This is a genomic window from Lactobacillus sp. ESL0228 (genome assembly GCF_003692825.1).
Taxonomy (GTDB): domain Bacteria; phylum Bacillota; class Bacilli; order Lactobacillales; family Lactobacillaceae; genus Lactobacillus.
This window is the reverse complement of sequence record NZ_REHJ01000009.1, coordinates 1-20,077: the sequence shown is the minus strand read 5'-3', so window position 1 is coordinate 20,077 and position 20,077 is coordinate 1. Positions and strand designations below refer to the sequence as shown.

The window sequence follows — 20,077 nt, the reverse complement described above, 5'->3', positions numbered from 1 at the left end:
TTATTAAAGAAGTCAACTTTTTTTAATATTAACGTTAAAAGTTGTCAAGCTCGATCATGATATTTTCCCATTTCTCATTCGTTTTAGTTAGTTCAGTTTGAATTGCTGATAAGTCTTCTTGTAAAGGTCCAAGTTTGCTAAAGTCAGTTGCAATTAGCGGATCAGCCATTTCGCTCTGAATTGTTTTCTGTTGTCTTTCTAAATTATCAATTTCAACTTCAATTTCTTCAACCTGTCGCTGTAGCTTACGCTTTTGTGAGTCTTTAATTTTTTGTTCCTGGTAAGATAATTTAGTGGCTTTTTGTGCGTCTTCATTGTCTAGCTTAGGAACAATTTTTGTGGTGCTAAGTTGGTTATTTTTTTTATCTAAATAATAAGTGTAGTCACCCTCATAGACCGTCGCGTGTTGCTGGTTAACTTCAACAATTTTATTAGATAATTGATTAATAAAGTAGCGGTCGTGAGAGACAAATAGTAAGGTACCATCGAACTTTTGTAAAGCCTGTTCAAGTACTTCTTTGGCTTCTAAATCTAGATGGTTAGTTGGCTCATCCATCAATAAAAAATTATTATGTTCTAGAGACAAAACGGTTAGGGTTAATCTTGCTTTTTGCCCACCAGAGAGTTGCCCGACAGTTTTATCAATATCTTTTGCTGTAAACAGAAAACTAGCTAATACTGACCTAACATCCCGTTCTGGCATCATTTTGTGACGATCCCAAATAGTATCAAGCACAGTTTTACTAGAATCAAGTAATTGTAATTCTTGATCATAATAACCGATATCAAGCGATGCACCATATTTAATAGTACCCATTTTAGGTTGTAATTTTTTCATAATAGTTTTAAGTAAAGTAGATTTACCAATTCCGTTAGGTCCGATAACTGCAACTCGATCCCCTTTGTTAACTTGTAGATTAATATTATTTACCATAATTTTATCAGGATAACCAATTGTTAAATCGCGCAAAATCAAAACCTCTTTACCAGAGGGATGATCACTTTTGAAATTAATTTTGACTTTATTTTTATGTTTTGGTGGAGTAATGCGATCAATTTTTTCGAGTTGCTTACGCCTGCTCTGGGCTCTTTTAGTAGTTGTAGCCCTGACGATATTTTTTTGGATAAATTCTTCGTCTTTTTTGATTTTTTCTTGTTGTTTTTCGTATGCTTCTTCTTGCTGACGATCCCTTAATTGACGCTGCTTTACGTAATCAGAGTAATTACCTTTGAAGGTTGTTAATTTTCCAAATTGTAATTCAAAGATTTTATTGGTCAAATGATCCAGAAAGTACTGGTCATGTGAAACCACTAAAATTGCACCATTGTATCCTTTAAGAAATGCTTCTAGCCAATCTAGCGTGTTTAGGTCTAAATAGTTAGTTGGCTCATCGAGTAGTAATAGTGGTGGCTTATGTAAGAGTAATTTAACTAAAGCTAAACGGGTTTTTTCACCCCCAGAAAGACTGCCGATAATTTTTGCCCATGTTGCTTGTGGGAAATTGAACCCATTTAAAACAGTTTTGATCTCTGCTTGAAAGGTATAGCCACCTTGTTGTTCAAAATCAAATTGCAGCTGATCATAATTTTTTAGCAATTTTTTATCTTGCGGATGTTCAGCAATTTTTTGCTGTAATTTTTGAATTTGAGTTTCCATATTAATTAATGAAGTAAAAACACTAAGCATTTCATCCCAGATGGTTTTATCTTCGTTTAAACTATTTTCTTGTGCAATGTAGCCAACTTCAATCTCCTTATTAATGATAAATTCGCCATGAGTTGGTTCTTCTTTGCCCATCATTATTTTAAGAAGGGTGGTTTTTCCCACACCATTTGGGCCTACTAAACCAATTCGCGCATTTGCGTCAATTGAAAAATTAACATTGCTAAATAAAGTGTTGGCACCAAATTGTTTTTCTAAATTGTGTCCTTGTGCTATTATCATATTTTTCACCTAAAGTCTATTTTAGCATATGAAAAGCAGATACAGTGGACTGCAAAAATGACTTTTAAAATTTACAACTTTTTTATAAGTAATAAAACAAAAATAACAAAAATTTGTGTTAATTACTTATATTCGCATAGTAAAGTTGTCTTTGTTGTGTTAAAATTTGGTACATTGTGAAAAAAATATTTGCAACTTAAGCAAATTTATAGGTAAAATAATATTAATTGATGATTAATTCACAAAACAGGTGCAAGAAATAATAAAGTTGGAGGCTTTTTATGGAAAAGATCAAAATTCCCACAGCGACAGCTAAAAGACTGCCGCTTTATTATCGATATTTAATAATTTTAAATGAAGCGGGGAAAGAAAAAGTTTCATCAACTGAGTTATCCGAAGCGGTTCAAGTTGATAGTGCATCAATTAGACGCGATTTTTCGTATTTTGGTGCTCTAGGTAAACGTGGTTATGGTTATGATGTGAAAAGCTTACTATCTTTTTTTAAGAAAATTTTGAATCAAGATACGTTAACCAATGTAGCCTTGGTTGGAGTGGGTAATCTTGGTCATGCTTTACTTAACTACAATTTTAAACGTAGTAATAATATCCGAATTTCGTGCGCTTTTGATATTGATGAAAAAATCACAGGTAAGATATTAAGTGGAGTACCAGTGTATCGAATGGATGAATTACAGAAGCAATTAAGTGACCAACAAATAACGATCGCTATTTTAACGGTTCCTTCCACAACTGCACAAAAAACAGCCGATGAAATGGTTGAAGCAGGTATTAAGGGAATTATGAATTTTACTCCAATTCGTTTGTCTGCTCCAAGTGGAATCAGAATTCAAAATGTTGATTTAGCAACAGAGTTACAAACTTTAATTTATTTCCTTGATAGCGATAAGAATAAGCAAACAAATTAAAAGTTAGAGAGGCATTCTAATCTATAAGAAATTAGCACTTTTTTACGTAAAGTGCTAATTTTTTCTTGCAATTTATTTGTAAAGGAGTTATTATCATATTTGTAAGTTAGCACTTGGTTGATAAGAGTGCTAACGGCTAATAATGATTTTAATTAAAATTTAGGAGGGACAAACGTGTTACAACCAATAGGTGATCGCGTGATCGTAAAAGTTAAAGAAGAAGAAGAAAAAACTGTAGGCGGAATCGTCCTTGCTTCTAACGCTAAACAAAAACCAACTGAAGGCGAAGTTGTTGCCGTAGGCGAAGGTAGTTATGCCGAAAATGGTAACAAGATTCCAATGACTGTAACTAAAGGTAACATTGTTTTATACGACAAGTATTCTGGAACTGACGTTAAGTATGAAGGCGAAAAATACTTAGTCCTTCATGAAAAAGATATTTTAGCAATTGTTAAGTAATTAAGGGGTGGATAAAATGGCAAAAGATATTAAATTTTCAGAAAATGCAAGACGTTCCTTATTAAAGGGTGTTGATAAATTAGCTGATACAGTTAAGGCAACGATTGGTCCAAAAGGAAGAAACATTGTTTTAGAGCAATCATATGGTAACCCTGACATTACTAATGATGGAGTAACAATTGCAAAGGCAATTGAACTCAAAGATCACTATGAAAACATGGGTGCAAAATTGGTAGCAGAAGCTGCTCAAAAGACCAATGATATTGCTGGTGATGGTACTACAACTGCAGTTGTTTTGACTCAAGCCATTATTCGTGAAGGAATGAAGAACGTAACTGCTGGTGCAAATCCAGTTGGAGTTCGTCGAGGAATTGAAAAAGCTACTAAAGCAGTTGTTGACGAATTACATAAGATTAGTCATACTGTTTCTTCTAAAGAACAGATCGCTCAAGTTGCTGCCGTTTCATCTGCCTCAAAAGAAGTAGGTGATTTAATTGCTGACGCTATGGAAAAAGTTGGTAATGATGGTGTTATTACTATTGAAGATTCTCGTGGAATTGAAACCGAATTATCAGTAGTTGAAGGAATGCAATTCGACCGTGGATATTTGTCACAATACATGGTAACTGACAACGATAAGATGGAAGCTGATTTGGATAATCCTTACGTTTTAATTACCGATAAGAAGATTTCTAACATTCAAGATATTTTGCCGCTATTACAAGAAATCGTTCAACAAGGTAAGTCATTATTGATTATTGCTGATGATGTTTCCGGAGAAGCTTTACCAACGCTTGTTTTGAACAAGATTCGTGGTACTTTCAATGTTGTTGCTGTTAAGGCTCCTGGCTTCGGTGATCGTCGTAAAGAACAATTGCAAGACATCGCAGCTTTAACTGGCGGTACAGTGATTACAGAAGACCTTGGTCTTGAATTAAAGGACACTAAGCTTGAACAATTAGGTCAAGCTCGTCGCATTACTATAACCAAAGATTCAACTACTATTGTTGATGGTTCTGGTTCAGATGAGGCAATTAAGGATCGTGAAGATTCAATTAGAAAGCAAATTGCTGAAACAACTTCTGACTTTGACAAACAAAAATTACAAGAACGCCTTGCTAAATTAACTGGTGGTGTAGCTGTTATTCACGTTGGTGCTGCTACTGAAACCGAATTAAAGGAACGCAGATACCGAATTGAAGATGCCTTGAACTCAACACGTGCTGCTGTTGACGAAGGCTATGTTGCCGGTGGTGGTACTGCTTTAGTAGATGTTAAGGGTGCAGTTAAAGATTTGAAAGGTGATAATGCTGACGAACAAACTGGTATTAATATTGTTCTTCGTGCTTTGACTGCTCCAGTTCGTCAAATTGCTGAAAATGCTGGTGAAGATGGTTCTGTCATTTTGAACAAACTTGAAAGTCAAGAGATGGAAGTAGGCTATAATGCAGCTGACGGTAACTGGGAAAACATGGTTGAGGCCGGAATTATTGACCCAACCAAGGTAACTCGTACTGCTTTACAAAATGCAGCTTCAATTGCTGCTTTACTGTTGACTACTGAAGCAGTAGTAGCCGAAATTCCTGAAGATAAGCCAGCAGTTGATCCAAATGCCGCAGCTGGTGCTGGTGCTCCTGGTATGATGTAATTTAAATATGCTTATCTTTAAAAAGACTGTTCATTTGAAGTGAGCAGTTCTTTTTTTTTTGAAGTAGCTAATGATAACCAGAACAAGACCTAATTTGACAAAAAATAATAATATTAGTATTTTAAATTAATATTATTTTTTAATGAAAGGGAATTTGATGGAATTTTTAAATTTAATTGGTGTTCTAGTAATTGTACTGGGATTTGCTATTGGACTAGATACAGTGGGTGTGGTCGTAATCGCTGCTCTAGTAACTGCCTTGGTTTCCGGAATTGATTTTGTTTCGTTCTTGCGGATTTTAGGAAAAGGGTTTATGGATAACCGTATGGTCTCACTCTTTTTCTTAACATTGCCAACAATTGGTATATTGGAAAGACATGGTCTTAAGAAAGCAGCTGTCAATTTAATTCAAAAAATGAAAAATTTAACCCCAGGTCGAATATTCGATATTTATTTGGCAATAAGAGAAATTGCATGCATCTTTGGTATCACATTGCAAGGACATGTTCAGTTTATTGCACCTTTGATTAATCCTATGGCACAAGCTGCTGGTAAGGTAAATCATGAATTAACAGAACTAGAGATTGATCAGATTAAGGCAAGAGCTGCAGCTAATGAAAATTTTGGTAACTTTTTTGCTCAAAACTTATTTGTGGCGTCTTCAAGTGTTCTCTTGATTTCTAGTACAATGAAATCGTTGGGGCATCCGATTACGCCATCGGGAGTTGTATTATATACGATTCCTGTTGCTGTAATTTGTTATCTCTTGTGCTTATTCTATAATCACATGTTTGATCAAAAAATAAAGAAGGAGAAATAAATGGTAACATTGATTAACAATCTTTTATTGGCTTTCTATATTTTAATTGGTCTGTTCTTTTTGGCAGCAGCAATAGAATCGTGGCGTGATCAAACAAATCAAGTGCGCTGGGGTACAGGCTTATTTTGGTTTTTGTTTGCTGTTCTCTTTTGCCTTGGTCAATGGTTACCAAGTGAAGTGAGTGGTGGATTAATTATCTTCATCGCTTTGCTTTCATTATTTAAGCAAGTTCGTGTTGGTCATATTAAAGAGCTTAACGAAAAAGTTGCGGCTGATACTGTAAAACGAATCGGCAATTGGATTTTTCTGCCAAGCATTTTGCTTGCGATCTTAGCCTTAGCAATTGCACAATATACAAACTTAGGAGGTCAAGTTGGCATTGGAATCGCTGCAATTGTGTCATTAATTGTGGCGATGATACTAACTAAGTCAGATGTTAAAACTGCTTATGAGGATTCTCAGCGAATGGTTCGTTCAGTAGGCTCTGCTGGGATTTTGCCACAATTATTAGCAACACTTGGGGTTGTCTTTACCGCTTCAGGAGTGGGCGAAACTACTGCTAAAGCGATCTCAGGTTTATTCCCAATTGGTAATCATTTGTTAGGAGTTTGTCTTTACTGCGTGGCAATGGCTATATTTACAGCAATAATGGGTAATGCATTTGCTGCATTCGCTGTGATTACGGCTGGAATTGGAATTCCTTTTGTTGTTGCTCAAGGTGGTTCGCCAGTAGTGGTTGCAGCTTTAGGGATGACTTCTGGCTATTGTGGAACTTTGGTAACTCCAATGGCGGCTAATTTTAACACTTTACCAGTTGCTTTAATGGAAATGAAAGATCAATTAGGAGTAATTAAGCAGCAATTGCCAATTGCAATTAGTATGTTAATCATTCAAATTATTTTGATGTATTTTCTAGCATTTTAGTGATTAATTGAGGAGAGAACAATGAAAATTTTAGTTACAGGTTTTGATCCATTTGGTACTGATAAAATCAATCCTGCTATTGAGGCTGTTAAACGTTTGGATGATAAAATTGCTGATGCGAAAATTGTAAAACTTGAGATACCGACAATCTTTAATGAATGTGCTAAAGTCGTGCATGACGCAATTGTTGAAGAAGATCCAGATTATGTTTTGAATATTGGTCAGGCAGGAGGACGATACGGCTTAACTCCTGAGCGGGTTGCGATTAATTTTGATGACGGTCGAATTGCTGATAATAAAGGCTATCAACCAATTGCTATGCCAATTCAGGCAAACGGTAAAAATGCCTACTTTACCCAATTACCTGTTAAAGCTATGGTACGTGAAATTCGGAGTGTTGGTATTCCAAGTTATGTTTCTACAACAGCTGGTACTTTTGTTTGCAATCATATTATGTATCAAGTTCAGTACATGATTGATAAGGAATTTCCACAGCTTAAAGCTGGCTTTATGCATATTCCCTATTTACCAGAGCAGGTTGTGGCTTTACCAGAAACTCCAAGTTTAAGTTTAAAAGATGATGTTCGCGGAATCACAGCAGCAATTAAGGCAATTGTTCAAATGGATGGTAAAGAGGATATTAGGACAATTGAAGGGCATATTGCCTGATTAAGCTAAGCATTGTACATGGAGGCTAAGCTTAAAATTATAAAAAGATCGTTTACTTACGGTCTTTTTTCTTTTGTATTCTCGATTAGCGTATAATAGGTAACAGTAATGAAACAGAAGAAGAGGTATAAATGGCTAACGCAAATACCACTCCGATGATGGAGCAATATTATGAAATCAAGAAGCAATATCCCGATGCTTTTCTATTTTATCGCGTCGGTGATTTTTATGAATTGTTTGAAGATGATGCTGTTAAGGGGGCTCAAATCTTAGAATTAACTCTGACTCATCGTTCCAATAAGTCAGCTCATCCAATTCCTATGGCTGGTGTGCCACATGTGGCAGTGAATTCGTATGTTGATACGCTTGTGGAAAAAGGTTACAAGGTAGCCCTTTGTGAGCAGCTAGAAGATCCCAAACAAGCTAAGGGAATGGTAAAACGGGGAATCATTCAGTTGGTGACTCCAGGAACATTGATGAACGACAAACCAAGTGATGCTAAGGATGCTAATTATTTAACGTCTCTTGTCAGTACCCAAAATTCTTTTGGGTTGGCCTACAGTGATTTATCTACAGGTGAAATTTTTGCTACACACTTAAAAAGTTTTGCTGCGGTTTCAAATGAGTTATTAACTTTAAGGACTAAGGAAATGGTATATGCTGGCCATTTAAATAGTCAAACTAGTGACTTTTTGCACAAGGCAAATATTACTGTCTCTGAGCCAGCACAAGTAAAAGAACAACATGCCGAAGTCTCATTTGCGGAGCAGAAACTAACAGATCCTGCTGAAAAAGCAGCAGTTGAGCAATTAGTGAAATACTTATTGCAAACCCAACGCCGTAGTTTATCGCATTTGCAGGTAGCTCAAAGCTATGAAGTGAGCCAATATTTGCAAATGTCACACACTGTACGCGATAATCTTGAATTAACTGTTTCTGCTAAAACTGGTAAAAAAATGGGTTCATTATTCTGGGTACTTGATAAAACCCATACAGCAATGGGTGGACGGTTACTCAAACAGTGGTTAGCAAGACCACTTCTTTCAGTTGAACAGCTTAATAAGCGTCAAGAAATGGTGCAGTCGCTATTAGATGAATATTTTATTCGAGAAAACGTGATTGACGCGTTAAAGGGAGTATATGACTTAGAACGCTTGAGTGGACGTATTGCCTTTGGTAATGTAAATGCGCGAGAACTTCTGCAATTAGCCCATTCACTTGAAGCAGTACCAACTATTCTTACTACTTTGGCTAAGTCTAATAGCAAATCTTTACAACAATTTGCCCAAAAAATTGATCCATTAAAGGGAGTAGCGAAATTAATTACCGCGACTTTAGTCGATCAGCCACCAGTACTAACAACAGAAGGTGGTTTGATTAAATCAGGTGTTGATCAACAGCTGGATCGCTATCGTGATGCAATGAATAACGGTAAAAAGTGGCTAACTGAAATGGAAAAAAGTGAGCGTAAGAAAACTGGAATTGAAAATCTTAAGGTCGGGTATAATAAGGTTTTTGGATATTATATACAAATCACTAACTCTAATAAAAATAAGGTACCGCTTGATCGCTATACACGTAAACAAACGCTGGCGAATGCCGAACGCTATATCACACCTGAACTAAAAGAGCATGAAAATTTGATTCTTGAGGCACAGACTAAGTCTACCGATTTGGAATACGACTTGTTTGTCAAATTACGTGAGGAAGTTAAGAAATATATTTCGGCATTACAGTCATTAGCAAGCCAAATTGCTGCTTTAGATGTTTTTTGTTCTTTTGCTCAGATTGCTGAAGAAAATAATTATTGTCGGCCACACTTTCATAGTAATTCTCAAGATATTGAAATTAAATTAGGACGTCATCCAGTTGTTGAAAAGGTAATGAGAACGGATGCTTACATTCCTAATGATGTTAAATTAGATAAAGGAACCGATATCTTTTTGATTACTGGTCCTAATATGTCTGGTAAAAGCACTTATATGAGACAGATGGCATTAATTGCAGTGATGGCACAAATAGGTTCTTTTGTTCCAGCTGAAAAAGCAGAATTGCCAATATTTGATCAAATTTTCACTCGCATTGGTGCTGCAGATGATTTGATTTCAGGACAAAGTACGTTTATGGTTGAAATGACTGAAGCCAACGATGCACTTCAGCATGCAACTAAACGTAGTCTTGTTTTATTTGATGAAATTGGACGAGGAACAGCAACCTATGATGGAATGGCCTTAGCGGGCGCAATTGTACAGTACTTACATGATGAAGTAGGAGCAAAAGTTTTATTTGCGACACATTTTCATGAGTTAACTGCTATGGCACAAACATTACCACATTTAAAAAATATCCATGTTGGTGCAGCTCAAGAAAATGGTAAATTGATTTTTCTTCACCAAATTTTACCCGGACCTGCTGATCAAAGTTATGGAATCCACGTTGCTCAACTTGCAGGATTACCACATAAAGTTTTGCATAAAGCACAAGAATTGTTACAACATTTAGAAGAACAGGGTAGTGGCTTGGATTCTAGTGCAAAGCAGTTGGAATTATTTAAAATCACCCCAACTGATCCATCTTTAAATTATGATCCAGATATATCTAGCAGTGAAAAACAATTGCCTAATAAAAAACAAGAAATTTTACATGAAATTGCTAATCTTTATTTGAATGATAAAACACCGCTAGAAGTAATGCAACTTGTTAAAAATTGGCAGGAAGACTTGAAGGATGAAGACTAATTATGGCAGAAATTCATGAGTTATCTGAGAATTTAGCTAATCAAATTGCCGCTGGTGAAGTTATTGAGAGACCAGCAAGTGTTGTTAAAGAATTAGTTGAAAATTCGATTGATGCTGGTAGTGATCGTATCCAAATAGAATTTTTAGATGCTGGACTAAAGAAGATTGTAGTTCAAGATAATGGAACAGGAATTGCTGGTAACCAACTTGATTTGGCATTTACAAGGCATGCAACAAGTAAAATTGAAAATGAACATGATCTGTTTAATGTTGATACACTTGGTTTTCGTGGAGAAGCCTTAGCTTCGATTGCAGCAGTTAGCCATGTTGAAGTATTAACAAAAACCGAAAATATGGTGGGCAAACGGGCCGTATTTGATGCTGGTATTAAAAAAACTCAAGAAGATGCTGCAGCACCTTTAGGTACCCGAATTACTGTTAGCGATTTGTTTTATAACACACCGGCTCGGTTAAAATACTTACGTAGTCCTAGAACTGAAATCATGAAAATTGTTGATATTATTAATCGAATTGCTCTAGGTTACCCTCAAATAGCTCTAACATTAAAAAGCGAAAAACGTATTTTACTTAAAACTGCGGGTAACAAGGTTCTTAAACAAACTGTTGCAAGTGTTTATGGTCGAGAAATTGCTGAAAAGATGTTGTTAATCAAGGGGAGTGACCAAGATTTTACAATTTCTGGACTTATTTCTAAACCAGAATTAACCCGTTCAACGCGTAATTTCATTTCGATTTTACTTAATGGTCGGTATATTAATAATTATCAATTAGCTAAGGCGGTAATGAGTGGCTATGGTGCTAACTTGACAGATAGGCACTATCCAATTGCAGTAATTAAAATAGTGGTTGATCCATTTCTAGTAGATGTGAATGTTCATCCAACAAAGCGAGAAGTGCGGTTATCAAAAGAGACACAATTAAGTCGACTAATTACAAGTACTATTAGTAAAGTGCTTTTGCAAAAAGATGCTCAAGCAGATGGGCTTGGTAATTTATCTTCTGTTAAAACTGAAACTTTAATTGATCAATTAAAGTTTGATTTAAATAAAGATGTAGTTGAAACTAAGCGTAGGTCCCAAATTGAGGATGAGGTGCAAGAAAGTCAGCCACTAACAATTAAATCTCCACAAGTGATGCACTATGTTGATCTAAGTATTCCACGTGAAGATGATTATTATGTAATTTCTAAAAGCTGGTCCCAAAATGTGGCTATTCAAAAACGGTTACGACCCTTTTCTAAGCGAGTGATTACTGAAAAACTTACCTCAACTGGAGATGACGTTCTAACTAATAGTCTACCTAACTTAGAATTCGTAGGAAAAGCTGGCACCTATCTTATTGCCAGTAACAAGGGAGATTTATATTTGATTGACCAGGTGGCAGCAAGGCGATTGTTATGCTTTGAGAAAATTAAGAGTGCACTTGTAAAACAAAAGATTGCTCAACAAACTTTGCTGACACCATTAATTCTAAATTTTGGTAATTTAGAATTTATTCAAATAAGTTCTAAACTAACGGAAATAAAAAAAATAGGAATTTTTTTAGAAGATTTTGGTCAAAATACTTTTATTTTGCGTACAACTCCGACCTGGTTACAGGATGATTCGGAAAAGGAAATACGCACAATTCTTGATTACTACTTAAATGTTGATCAAAATAATTCAACTAAATTAATCGACCGAATTGCAGCAAATCAAGCTCAACAAGTTGTTGTAGGCAAAGAGCAGTTAAGTAATCTAGAATGTAAGGATATTTTGACTAAATTACGGAAAATAGAGGATCCGTACCACGATGCTAAAGGTAATGTTGTTCTTATTCGTTTACGAAAAAATGAATTACGCAAAATGTTTAAAAAGGATGAATAATTAATGTATGAGTATTTAATAGGCATCATTACTGTTACTAAGCCTAACTACCTTGTCATTGAAGTTAATGGTATTGGGTATAAAGTATATAGTCCGACACCTCTTGAATATCAAGAAGGTCAAAAAGCTAAAATCTTCATTGAACAAAGTGTGCGTGATACGGCTATAACGCTTTATGGCTTTCGAACAGAAGAAGACAAGGGTTTATTTTTGAAATTATTGAGTGTTAGTGGTATTGGTCCCAAATCAGCTTTAGCAATTATGGCGGCAGAGGATAGTAATTCTTTAGCAGAAGCAATTGAGCAAGGAGAAGTCAAATATTTGACACGCTTTCCAGGTGTGGGTAAAAAAACCGCTTCTCAAATCGTCCTTGATTTAAAAGGAAAATTAGGTGATTATGTACAGCAGGTCAATAAACCTATAGGTCAAAATGTTTCACCAGAGTTAAATGATGCACTGCTAGCATTACTAGCTTTAGGCTACACGAAAAAGGAAGTTGATCGAATTGCGCCAAAATTAGATGATTTAGCTGAGACAACTGCTGATCAATATATCAAAAAAGGCTTGGCGCTTCTATTAAAGCGTTGATTATTGCTATAATAAAAAAGTGTGTTAAAAGGGAAGTGAGACCGGTGGCAGATAAGGAAGATCAAATTGTTTCGGGTAAAATTCAAGGAACGCAGGAACAGCAGACAGAATTTTCGCTAAGACCGCAAAAGTTGAGTGAATATTTGGGACAACAGCGAGTTAAAAAGGAATTGGCGGTTTATATTGAAGCGGCTAAAAAGCGGGATGAATCGCTTGACCATGTTCTGCTTTATGGACCACCAGGTCTTGGGAAAACGACATTAGCTTTCGTTATTGCTAATGAGTTAGGGGTTCATCTTAAAAGTACAAGTGGTCCTGCAATTGAAAAGGCTGGTGACTTGGTTGCCTTGCTGACTGATCTTAATCCGGGCGATATCTTATTTATTGATGAAATTCATCGGTTAGCAAAGCCGATCGAGGAAGTTTTGTACTCAGCAATGGAAGACTATTATGTAGATATTGTGATTGGTGAAGGTCAAACTACCCATGCGGTTCATGTTCCCTTGCCACCGTTTACTTTAGTAGGTGCAACGACACTAGCAGGGCAATTATCTGCACCTTTACGTGATCGTTTTGGAATTGTTGAACATTTGCAGTACTATAGCGCTGATGAATTGCAAAAAATTGTTTTGCGTTCTAGTAATGTCTTTAATATTAAAATTGAACCAGAAGCAGCACATGAACTAGCTCGTCGTTCACGAGGAACACCGCGGATAGCTAATCGACTACTTAAACGAGTGCGAGATTTTGCTCAGGTCAAGGGAGAAAAAATAATTTCTTTCGCAACAACTAAAAACACATTGCAGCAACTTCAAGTAGATGATGAAGGTCTTGACCAGACAGATCGGAAGATTTTACGGGTAATTATTGAAAATTATCAAGGTGGTCCGGTAGGTATTCGGACATTGGCTGCTAATACAGGAGAAGATTTTGAGACAATACAGTCATTATACGAGCCATATCTGTTGCAACATGGCTTTTTAATAATGACGCCGCGCGGTCGAATGGTTACGGAAAAGGCATATTTGCAGTTGGGATTGCCAATCCCACATGAATAGTGCAAATCTGACTTATTTTCTGTATAATTAAGTGATTGTTAATTTGAAAATGATGGGGTGTAAACATGAATACTTTATTTTTAGCAGCTAATAATGGTGGTAGTAATAATATGATGATTATTATTACGTTTGTTTTAATTATTGCTTTAACTTATTTTATGATGATTAAGCCGCAAAAAAAGCAACAACAGAAAAAAGCCGAAATGATGAATCAGTTGAAAAAAGGGGATAATGTTATCCTGATTGATGGTTTGCATGGTAAGATTGATTCTGTTAATACCGAAGATAAGACTGTAATAGTTGATGCCGATGGAATTTATTTAACCTTTAGTCGAATGGCTGTTCAACAGATTATACCAATGAAAGATAATGGTACAACTACTAAGACACTTGAGAAACCGGCAGAAGATGCTACCGAAAATCAACCGGTTAAAACAGCAAAAGAAGAAAATTCTAGTGAAAATAATGATTCGACTTCGGAAAAATAATAATAAATAAAGTGCCTATCGGGCACTTTTTCTTTTAAGAGAATTTAATAACCAATTGCTAAAAACTAAAGTTTGCAAATAAATTATTATAGAATAAAGTTAATACAAAGTAAGTAATTGAGAGGAACTCTTATGAAAAACATTCCAGTTGTTATGATTATTTTTGGTGGTAGTGGTGATTTAGCACATAGGAAACTCTATCCAGCATTATTTAATTTATATGAGCAGAACTTGATCCATGACAATTTTGCGGTGATCGGAACGGCTCGGCGACCGTGGTCGCATAAATATTTACAAGAACAAGTTGTTGATGCTATTCATGAAACACATGACAGTGTAGATGAAAATGATTTAGCCGCTTTCGCTAGTCATTTTTATTATCAATCTCATGATGTAACTAATATTGAGCATTATGAAACTTTGAAAAATTTGGCTGAGGATCTTGATGCACGTTATAGTGCTCAGGGTAACCGGATATTTTACATGGCAATGGCACCACACTTTTTTGGAACAATCGCCGAACACATTAATGATCAAAATTTAACGAGTACTGGGTTTAATCGAATTGTGGTGGAAAAGCCTTTTGGTCATGATTTGGTTTCTGCTGAAGAACTTAACCGGCAAATCACCGCTTCATTTGATGAAGATGATATTTTTAGAATTGATCATTATCTTGGTAAAGAAATGATTCAGAATATTTTGCCAATGCGCTTAACCAATCCGTTAATTAAAAATGTCTGGAATAAAGACACGATTAAGAATATTCAAATAACTTTGTCAGAACGTCTTGGAGTTGAAGCACGAGGCGGTTATTATGATACTTCAGGAGCTCTTCGTGATATGGTTCAAAATCATATTTTTCAAATTATCACGCTTTTGGCTATGCCTGAACCTAAAGATTTAACTGCTCAAAGTATTCATGCGGCAAAACAAAAGCTTCTTGAAAGTTTGATTGTTCCTTCTAAAGAAGAGATTGATCAGCATTTTGTACGTGGCCAGTATCTTGGTAGTGATATGACTTTTGGCTATCGTGAAGAGCCTAATGTTGACACCAACTCAAAGACTGAAACTTTTGTTGCTGGCGAAGTAAAATTTGAACAAGGACCTTTAGCAGGAATGCCAATTTACTTTAGGACTGGTAAGGAAATGCGTGAAAAGAAAACACAAATTGATATTGTTTTAAAGCATATGTCCAATTTATACGGGCAGGCTCATTCTAATAATATTTCGATTGTTGTTGATCCTGATATGAAAATTTATATTACGATTAATGGTAAAAAAATTAGCCAGCCGGGAATTCGGCGTGAAAATTTAAGTTATCTATTTTCTCAAGAAGAGCAAGACAAAATACCAGATGGTTATGAGCGGTTGTTGCACGATGTCTTTGTTAATGATTCAACCAATTTTACTCATTGGAGTGAATTGAAAAATTATTGGAAATTTATTGATGCTATCGAGGCAGCTTGGCAAAAAGATAATGATAATGGGCAAACTCCGGTCCAATATATACCGTACAGAATGGGACCAAAAGAAGCAGACCAGATCTTTGAATCGGCTATCGAACATTGGATTTATGAATAATTATGACCTACTTCCGCGTAATGATACGAGTCGAAAAATTATTCATATTGATATGGATGCTTTTTACGCTGCAGTTGAGACCCGTGATAATCCGGATTTAAAAAACAAAGCCTTAATAATTGGACAGGATCCACGTCAAAATAATGGCCATGGGGTAGTGGCAACTGCTAATTATTGCGCACGTAAATTTGGTGTTCATTCTGCGATGTCTTCAATTAAGGCATTACGATTAATCCCTGCAGAAAAAATAGTCTTTTTACCGCCAAATTTTTCTAAATATCGCCAAGTTTCATCCGAAATTCATGAAATAATGCATGATATTACAGATACTGTTCAATCAATTGCCTTAGATGAGGCGTATTTAGATGTTACAACAAATAAATTAGGAATAACTTCTGGTGTAAAAATTGCGCTTCAGTTACAGACCCGAATTTATCAAGAAGTTGGGCTCAATTGTTCATTTGGGGTAAGTTATAATAAATTTTTAGCCAAAATGGGTTCAGAATATGCTAAACCTTTTGGTAGGACTGCTATTTTGCCAAATGAAGCCCTAGAATTTATTGCTCAACAAAAGATAAATAAATTTCATGGTATTGGTCCAAAAACACAACTTAAACTTGCAAAATTGGGTGTGTATACAGGAAGAGAATTACAACAAATGAGCGTTCGTAGCCTACTCAAGCATTTTAACCGGATGGGTTATATTATGGCTGAGCATGCTAATGGAATAGATTTATCTCGTGTTATTCCAGATGATGAGCATATGCGTAAGTCAATTGGAATTGAACGAACTTATGAGCCTTGTGTTTACGATGAACAATTGGCTTTAACCAATATCCGCAAGTACGTAAGTATGTTAGCTGATAAACTACAAGAGCATAACTTATTTGCCAAAACAATTGTTATCAAAATTCGTAATAATGCTTTTGAAACGATCACTAAAAGACGAAAATTAAGCCATGCAACTAACTCTTCGCTTGAAATTTATGAGGCTGCAAGATATTTGTTTGAAACAGTTTCTGCTCAATTTTTGAGCGATGGTATTAGGTTACTGGGAGTAACTGCAACCGATTTTGCAGAAGCCGAATTTACTAATATAGATCTGAAGCTCTTTTCTGATTGAAGCTCTTTTTTGTTAAACTAATAAAGAATTTTAAAAAATTTGAAGGAGAAAATTAATGAATACCTTTTCGCAAATATACGAAAAAATAGAACAATATTCAACAATCATTTTTCATCGCCATACAAGTCCAGATCCTGATGCATTGGGTTCTCAAGCGGGACTAGCTCGGTCATTACGTCTCCAATTTCCTGAGAAACGTATCCTGTGTGCTGGTGAAAATGACGAAGGTGATTTGGAATGGATTAATCAGATGGATCAAGTCAAGTCATCAGATTATCAAGGTGCATTGGTTATTACAACTGATACGGCTAATACAGCACGAATTGCAAATAAACTATATAGTCAAGGGGACTTTTTAATTAAAATTGATCATCATCCAGATGTTGAGCCATATGCTGATTTAAGCTATGTTGATGATGAGGCACCAGCGGCTTCGCAAATTGTTGCAGATTTTATTATTGAAAAGCATCTTCCATTAACTAAGGAAGTAGCATACCCATTATATGCTGGCATTGTGGGAGATACGGGACGCTTTATGTATCCTGAAACCTCTAAGCATACTTTTTTTGTAGCGGCTAAATTGGCGCAAACTGGAATCAATATTAATGAAATTGCCCGCAATATTAGTGACGTTACTTTTGCTCAGGCAAAGCTGCAGGCAGAAGTCTTGGAACATATGAAAGTCGATCCAAGTGGAGCAGCATATGCAATCTTAACACAAGAAAAGTTGTCAAAACTTGGGGTTGATTCTGAAGAAGCATCGTGCACTGTATCAACCCCAGGTCGAATTAAAGACATTCTTGCTTGGAATGTTTTTGTTGAAAAGTCAGACGGAACGTTTAGAGTGCATTATCGTTCAAAGGGGCCAATAATTAATGGCCTTGCCGCTAAACATAATGGTGGTGGCCATGCTCTTGCCAGTGGCGCCAATGCAAAAAATTTAGTAGAAGTTGAACAAATCTTTGCTGAATTGGTACAAGTAACTAAGGAATATCAAAAATCGCATGAATAATATTTTTAAAGATGAACAACTTAAACCAGCTATAAGAACTGGCTTAACCAAAATTGATTTTACTGAACCAACTAAAGTACAGGAAAAAGTAATTCCCATTCTTTTAGCTCATAAAAATGCTGTCGTTCAAGCTGTGACTGGTTCAGGAAAGACGCATTCTTTTCTAATACCTGTTTTAAATGATATTGCTTCTGAAACGCACTATACTCAAGCTATTTTGACAGCACCGAGTCGAGAATTAGCGGAGCAATTGTATCAAGTAGCACGTCAGTTGCGGGATGCTGCTAATTTACAGATTTCAATTGCTAACTTGGTAGGTGGCAGTGACCGAGAACGGCAACTTAAAAAGTTGAATAACCAAAAGCCACAAGTTGTAATTGCTACCCCAGGTCGTTTGCACGATTTTGTTGAGAAAAAGATTTTATACTTAGATTATGTCAAAGATTTAATCATTGACGAAGCTGATATGACTCTGGATATGGGTTTTCTAAGTGATATTGACTTTATTATTCAAAGGCTTCCTAAAAATACGACACTAGCCGCCTTTTCTGCTACAATTCCAGTTAAATTATCTAATTTTTTGCGCAAGTACATGGCGAAACCAGAACAAATTGTAATAGACAATCCGTTAGTTATTTCGCCTACGGTTAAAAATGACTTAATTGATATTGGTAGTAAAAGTCGTAAGCGGCTTTTATATCAATTATTGACTATGGGACAACCATATTTGGCCTTAATATTTGCTAATACGAAACAGAACGTTGATGAATTAACACAGTATTTACAAGAAGAAGGATTAAAGGTTGCTAAAATTCACGGTGGAATAACTGAACGTGAACGTAAGCGAACTTTACGTGAAGTAGAAAATGGCCAGTATCAATACGTTGTTGCAACAGATTTAGCCGCTCGCGGATTAGATATTGATGGGGTTAGTCTGGTTGTTAACTATGAGATTCCACGAAATTTGGAATTTGTAGTTCATCGCATTGGCAGAACTGGGCGTAATAAAATGACAGGTCATGCTGTAACACTAATTCGTGAAGAAGAAATGACACGGATTACTTCGTTAGAACAAATGGGAATCCACTTTGATTTTGTTGAAATCAAAAACGGAGAATTGGTTTTGCGTAAACATTATCACCGTCGAGATACTGTCAAATTTTCTAGTCATACCCTTGATCCGAATATGAAAGGTTTTGTTAAAAAAACAAAAAAGAAACGTAAGCCAGGATATAAAAAGAAAATAAAGCGGGCAATTCAGCAGGATAAAGCGCAGAAAAATAAAATTGAGCAACGTCATAAAATGCGTAAAGAAAAAGCGCAACGAAAAAAGCGGCGTGATCGAAAATAAATACTTAAAACAAAACTGAAATCTTCAGTTTTGTTTTTTTTCTTATAAATTAATAACCTTATATTTATATATTGTTAATTAAAATAATTGTTTTTTTGGTATTTTTTATTGTTTGAAAGCGATATAACTGTTATATTTTATTTATCAGAATTTAATTAAGAGGTGAATTAAAATTGTTGACAATTAGGGCGGAAAAAATTCTAAAGCAGTGTTTATCAGAGCAAATCGTGCATAAATATACCGTATTAGAATTCTGTCAAGCTGCAAGTATTAACCGGGGAGTATTTTATCAGTACTATCGAAATATTAGTGATCTATTTTTATCGGTAATGATAATCGAGATAAGGAGAACTTTGCGTTCTACCAAAAACGAAAGTATTGGAAAGATGTTTTATAGAATGCTCATAAAAATTCGCGAGAATAAATTTTTCTACTTAAACATGCTAACAATTGCAAAAGATTTGCGAGAATTTTATCAGGTTTTAAATAAAGAATTAGCGCATGCAATTGAACTTTATATGCGACCAAGAGGAGCATTTTCAGTTAGAAAAATCGAATTAGTTTCAAATGGCATTTATGCAATTGTTTTGAACTGGGTCTTAAATGAATGTAAAAATGATATTCGTGATATTTATCAGTGTATATATCTGCTGCTAAAACAGGTTGAAGAGCCAACAAAACAGTTCTAAGTTCAATACTCATTTAAACTAAAATTGAATAAAATTATTTTTTTCAAAAAAAGCTTGCAAAAGAAGAAAAAGGTTGCTAATATAAATAACTGTCGTCGGGCGAAAGTCAAAGAGACAGAAGCGAAGAGGACAAAAAACATTTGAAAGAAAAGCTTGACAAAGGAAAGCTGAT

General features: G+C 35.5%; 17 protein-coding genes. 16 read left to right on the top strand and 1 reads right to left on the bottom strand.

The annotated features are described in order from the left end of the window. Positions 1–34 precede the first annotated feature (34 nt). Complete coding sequence (locus F5ESL0228_RS06190) at positions 35–1,945, bottom strand: ABC-F family ATP-binding cassette domain-containing protein (RefSeq protein ID WP_122023224.1); 1,911 nt, start codon at positions 1,943–1,945, stop codon at positions 35–37. A 281-nt stretch (positions 1,946–2,226) separates the two neighbouring features. On the opposite strand from F5ESL0228_RS06190, the gene F5ESL0228_RS06185 reads away from it, so the two are divergent. The 16 genes from F5ESL0228_RS06185 to F5ESL0228_RS08250 all read left to right on the top strand — a co-directional run bounded on the left by F5ESL0228_RS06185 (position 2,227) and on the right by F5ESL0228_RS08250 (position 19,905). Then, a complete protein-coding gene (locus F5ESL0228_RS06185) occupies positions 2,227–2,871 on the top strand; it encodes a redox-sensing transcriptional repressor Rex (RefSeq protein WP_122018636.1) in 645 nt (214 codons plus the stop codon). Between the two features lie 174 nt (positions 2,872–3,045). Next, positions 3,046–3,330 (top strand): co-chaperone GroES, encoded by a 285-nt coding sequence (gene groES / locus F5ESL0228_RS06180; RefSeq protein WP_122018634.1) that lies wholly within the window; start codon positions 3,046–3,048, stop codon positions 3,328–3,330. Between the two features lie 16 nt (positions 3,331–3,346). After that, positions 3,347–4,978 (top strand): chaperonin GroEL, encoded by a 1,632-nt coding sequence (gene groL, locus F5ESL0228_RS06175; protein ID WP_122018632.1) that lies wholly within the window; start codon positions 3,347–3,349, stop codon positions 4,976–4,978. Between the two features lie 157 nt (positions 4,979–5,135). Next, positions 5,136–5,798 (top strand): DUF969 domain-containing protein, encoded by a 663-nt coding sequence (locus F5ESL0228_RS06170; protein WP_122018630.1) that lies wholly within the window; start codon positions 5,136–5,138, stop codon positions 5,796–5,798. Next, the gene (locus F5ESL0228_RS06165) at positions 5,799–6,722 is read left to right on the top strand and encodes a DUF979 domain-containing protein (protein ID WP_122018627.1); all 924 of its coding nucleotides are present in this window, start codon (positions 5,799–5,801) and stop codon (positions 6,720–6,722) included. A gap of 21 nt (positions 6,723–6,743) precedes the next feature. Then, positions 6,744–7,391, top strand: coding sequence for a pyroglutamyl-peptidase I (pcp, locus tag F5ESL0228_RS06160; protein WP_122018625.1), 648 nt, complete (start codon positions 6,744–6,746; stop codon positions 7,389–7,391). 155 nt (positions 7,392–7,546) lie between these two features. After that, positions 7,547–10,129 carry a DNA mismatch repair protein MutS gene (mutS, locus tag F5ESL0228_RS06155; RefSeq protein WP_122023242.1) on the top strand — a complete coding sequence of 861 codons (2,583 nt, stop codon included), beginning with the start codon at positions 7,547–7,549 and terminating at the stop codon, positions 10,127–10,129. Positions 10,130–10,131: 2 nt separating this feature from the next. Then, positions 10,132–12,015: a DNA mismatch repair endonuclease MutL gene (mutL, locus tag F5ESL0228_RS06150; RefSeq protein ID WP_122018623.1), complete on the top strand. Its 1,884-nt coding sequence runs from the start codon at positions 10,132–10,134 to the stop codon at positions 12,013–12,015. A gap of 3 nt (positions 12,016–12,018) precedes the next feature. Continuing rightward, entirely contained in the window at positions 12,019–12,603 is a 585-nt protein-coding gene (ruvA, locus tag F5ESL0228_RS06145; protein WP_122018621.1) for a Holliday junction branch migration protein RuvA, read from the top strand. A 44-nt stretch (positions 12,604–12,647) separates the two neighbouring features. After that, a complete protein-coding gene (gene ruvB, locus F5ESL0228_RS06140) occupies positions 12,648–13,661 on the top strand; it encodes a Holliday junction branch migration DNA helicase RuvB (RefSeq protein WP_122018619.1) in 1,014 nt (337 codons plus the stop codon). Between the two features lie 65 nt (positions 13,662–13,726). Next, a complete protein-coding gene (gene yajC / locus F5ESL0228_RS06135) occupies positions 13,727–14,149 on the top strand; it encodes a preprotein translocase subunit YajC (protein WP_122018617.1) in 423 nt (140 codons plus the stop codon). 132 nt (positions 14,150–14,281) lie between these two features. Next, positions 14,282–15,730, top strand: a complete 1,449-nt coding sequence (gene zwf, locus F5ESL0228_RS06130; protein ID WP_122018615.1) for a glucose-6-phosphate dehydrogenase — start codon at positions 14,282–14,284, stop codon at positions 15,728–15,730. Further along, positions 15,723–16,853, top strand: a complete 1,131-nt coding sequence (dinB, locus tag F5ESL0228_RS06125) for a DNA polymerase IV (RefSeq protein ID WP_122018751.1) — start codon at positions 15,723–15,725, stop codon at positions 16,851–16,853. Before zwf ends, dinB begins: the two co-directional genes overlap by 8 nt. Positions 16,854–16,908: 55 nt before the next feature. Then, the gene (locus tag F5ESL0228_RS06120; RefSeq protein ID WP_122018613.1) at positions 16,909–17,865 is read left to right on the top strand and encodes a bifunctional oligoribonuclease/PAP phosphatase NrnA; all 957 of its coding nucleotides are present in this window, start codon (positions 16,909–16,911) and stop codon (positions 17,863–17,865) included. Beyond that, positions 17,858–19,216: a DEAD/DEAH box helicase gene (locus tag F5ESL0228_RS06115; RefSeq protein ID WP_122023223.1), complete on the top strand. Its 1,359-nt coding sequence runs from the start codon at positions 17,858–17,860 to the stop codon at positions 19,214–19,216. Before F5ESL0228_RS06120 ends, F5ESL0228_RS06115 begins: the two co-directional genes overlap by 8 nt. 398 nt (positions 19,217–19,614) lie before the next feature. Beyond that, entirely contained in the window at positions 19,615–19,905 is a 291-nt protein-coding gene (locus tag F5ESL0228_RS08250) for a hypothetical protein (RefSeq protein WP_147441046.1), read from the top strand. The last annotated feature ends 172 nt before the right edge of the window (positions 19,906–20,077 follow it).

What these genes read in the sequence shown, in the direction of transcription:
- F5ESL0228_RS06120 (WP_122018613.1), top strand. Translation starts at nt 16,909, where the DNA reads ATGAATACCTTTTCGCAAATATACGAAAAAATAGAACAATATTCAACA.
- mutL (WP_122018623.1), top strand. Translation starts at nt 10,132, where the DNA reads ATGGCAGAAATTCATGAGTTATCTGAGAATTTAGCTAATCAAATTGCC.
- F5ESL0228_RS06165 (WP_122018627.1), top strand. Translation starts at nt 5,799, where the DNA reads ATGGTAACATTGATTAACAATCTTTTATTGGCTTTCTATATTTTAATT.
- F5ESL0228_RS06170 (WP_122018630.1), top strand. Translation starts at nt 5,136, where the DNA reads ATGGAATTTTTAAATTTAATTGGTGTTCTAGTAATTGTACTGGGATTT.
- groL (WP_122018632.1), top strand. Translation starts at nt 3,347, where the DNA reads ATGGCAAAAGATATTAAATTTTCAGAAAATGCAAGACGTTCCTTATTA.
- ruvA (WP_122018621.1), top strand. Translation starts at nt 12,019, where the DNA reads ATGTATGAGTATTTAATAGGCATCATTACTGTTACTAAGCCTAACTAC.
- yajC (WP_122018617.1), top strand. Translation starts at nt 13,727, where the DNA reads ATGAATACTTTATTTTTAGCAGCTAATAATGGTGGTAGTAATAATATG.
- F5ESL0228_RS06185 (WP_122018636.1), top strand. Translation starts at nt 2,227, where the DNA reads ATGGAAAAGATCAAAATTCCCACAGCGACAGCTAAAAGACTGCCGCTT.
- F5ESL0228_RS06115 (WP_122023223.1), top strand. Translation starts at nt 17,858, where the DNA reads ATGAATAATATTTTTAAAGATGAACAACTTAAACCAGCTATAAGAACT.
- dinB (WP_122018751.1), top strand. Translation starts at nt 15,723, where the DNA reads ATGAATAATTATGACCTACTTCCGCGTAATGATACGAGTCGAAAAATT.
- zwf (WP_122018615.1), top strand. Translation starts at nt 14,282, where the DNA reads ATGAAAAACATTCCAGTTGTTATGATTATTTTTGGTGGTAGTGGTGAT.
- mutS (WP_122023242.1), top strand. Translation starts at nt 7,547, where the DNA reads ATGATGGAGCAATATTATGAAATCAAGAAGCAATATCCCGATGCTTTT.
- F5ESL0228_RS08250 (WP_147441046.1), top strand. Translation starts at nt 19,615, where the DNA reads ATGCTCATAAAAATTCGCGAGAATAAATTTTTCTACTTAAACATGCTA.
- F5ESL0228_RS06190 (WP_122023224.1), bottom strand. Translation starts at nt 1,945, where the DNA reads ATGATAATAGCACAAGGACACAATTTAGAAAAACAATTTGGTGCCAAC.
- pcp (WP_122018625.1), top strand. Translation starts at nt 6,744, where the DNA reads ATGAAAATTTTAGTTACAGGTTTTGATCCATTTGGTACTGATAAAATC.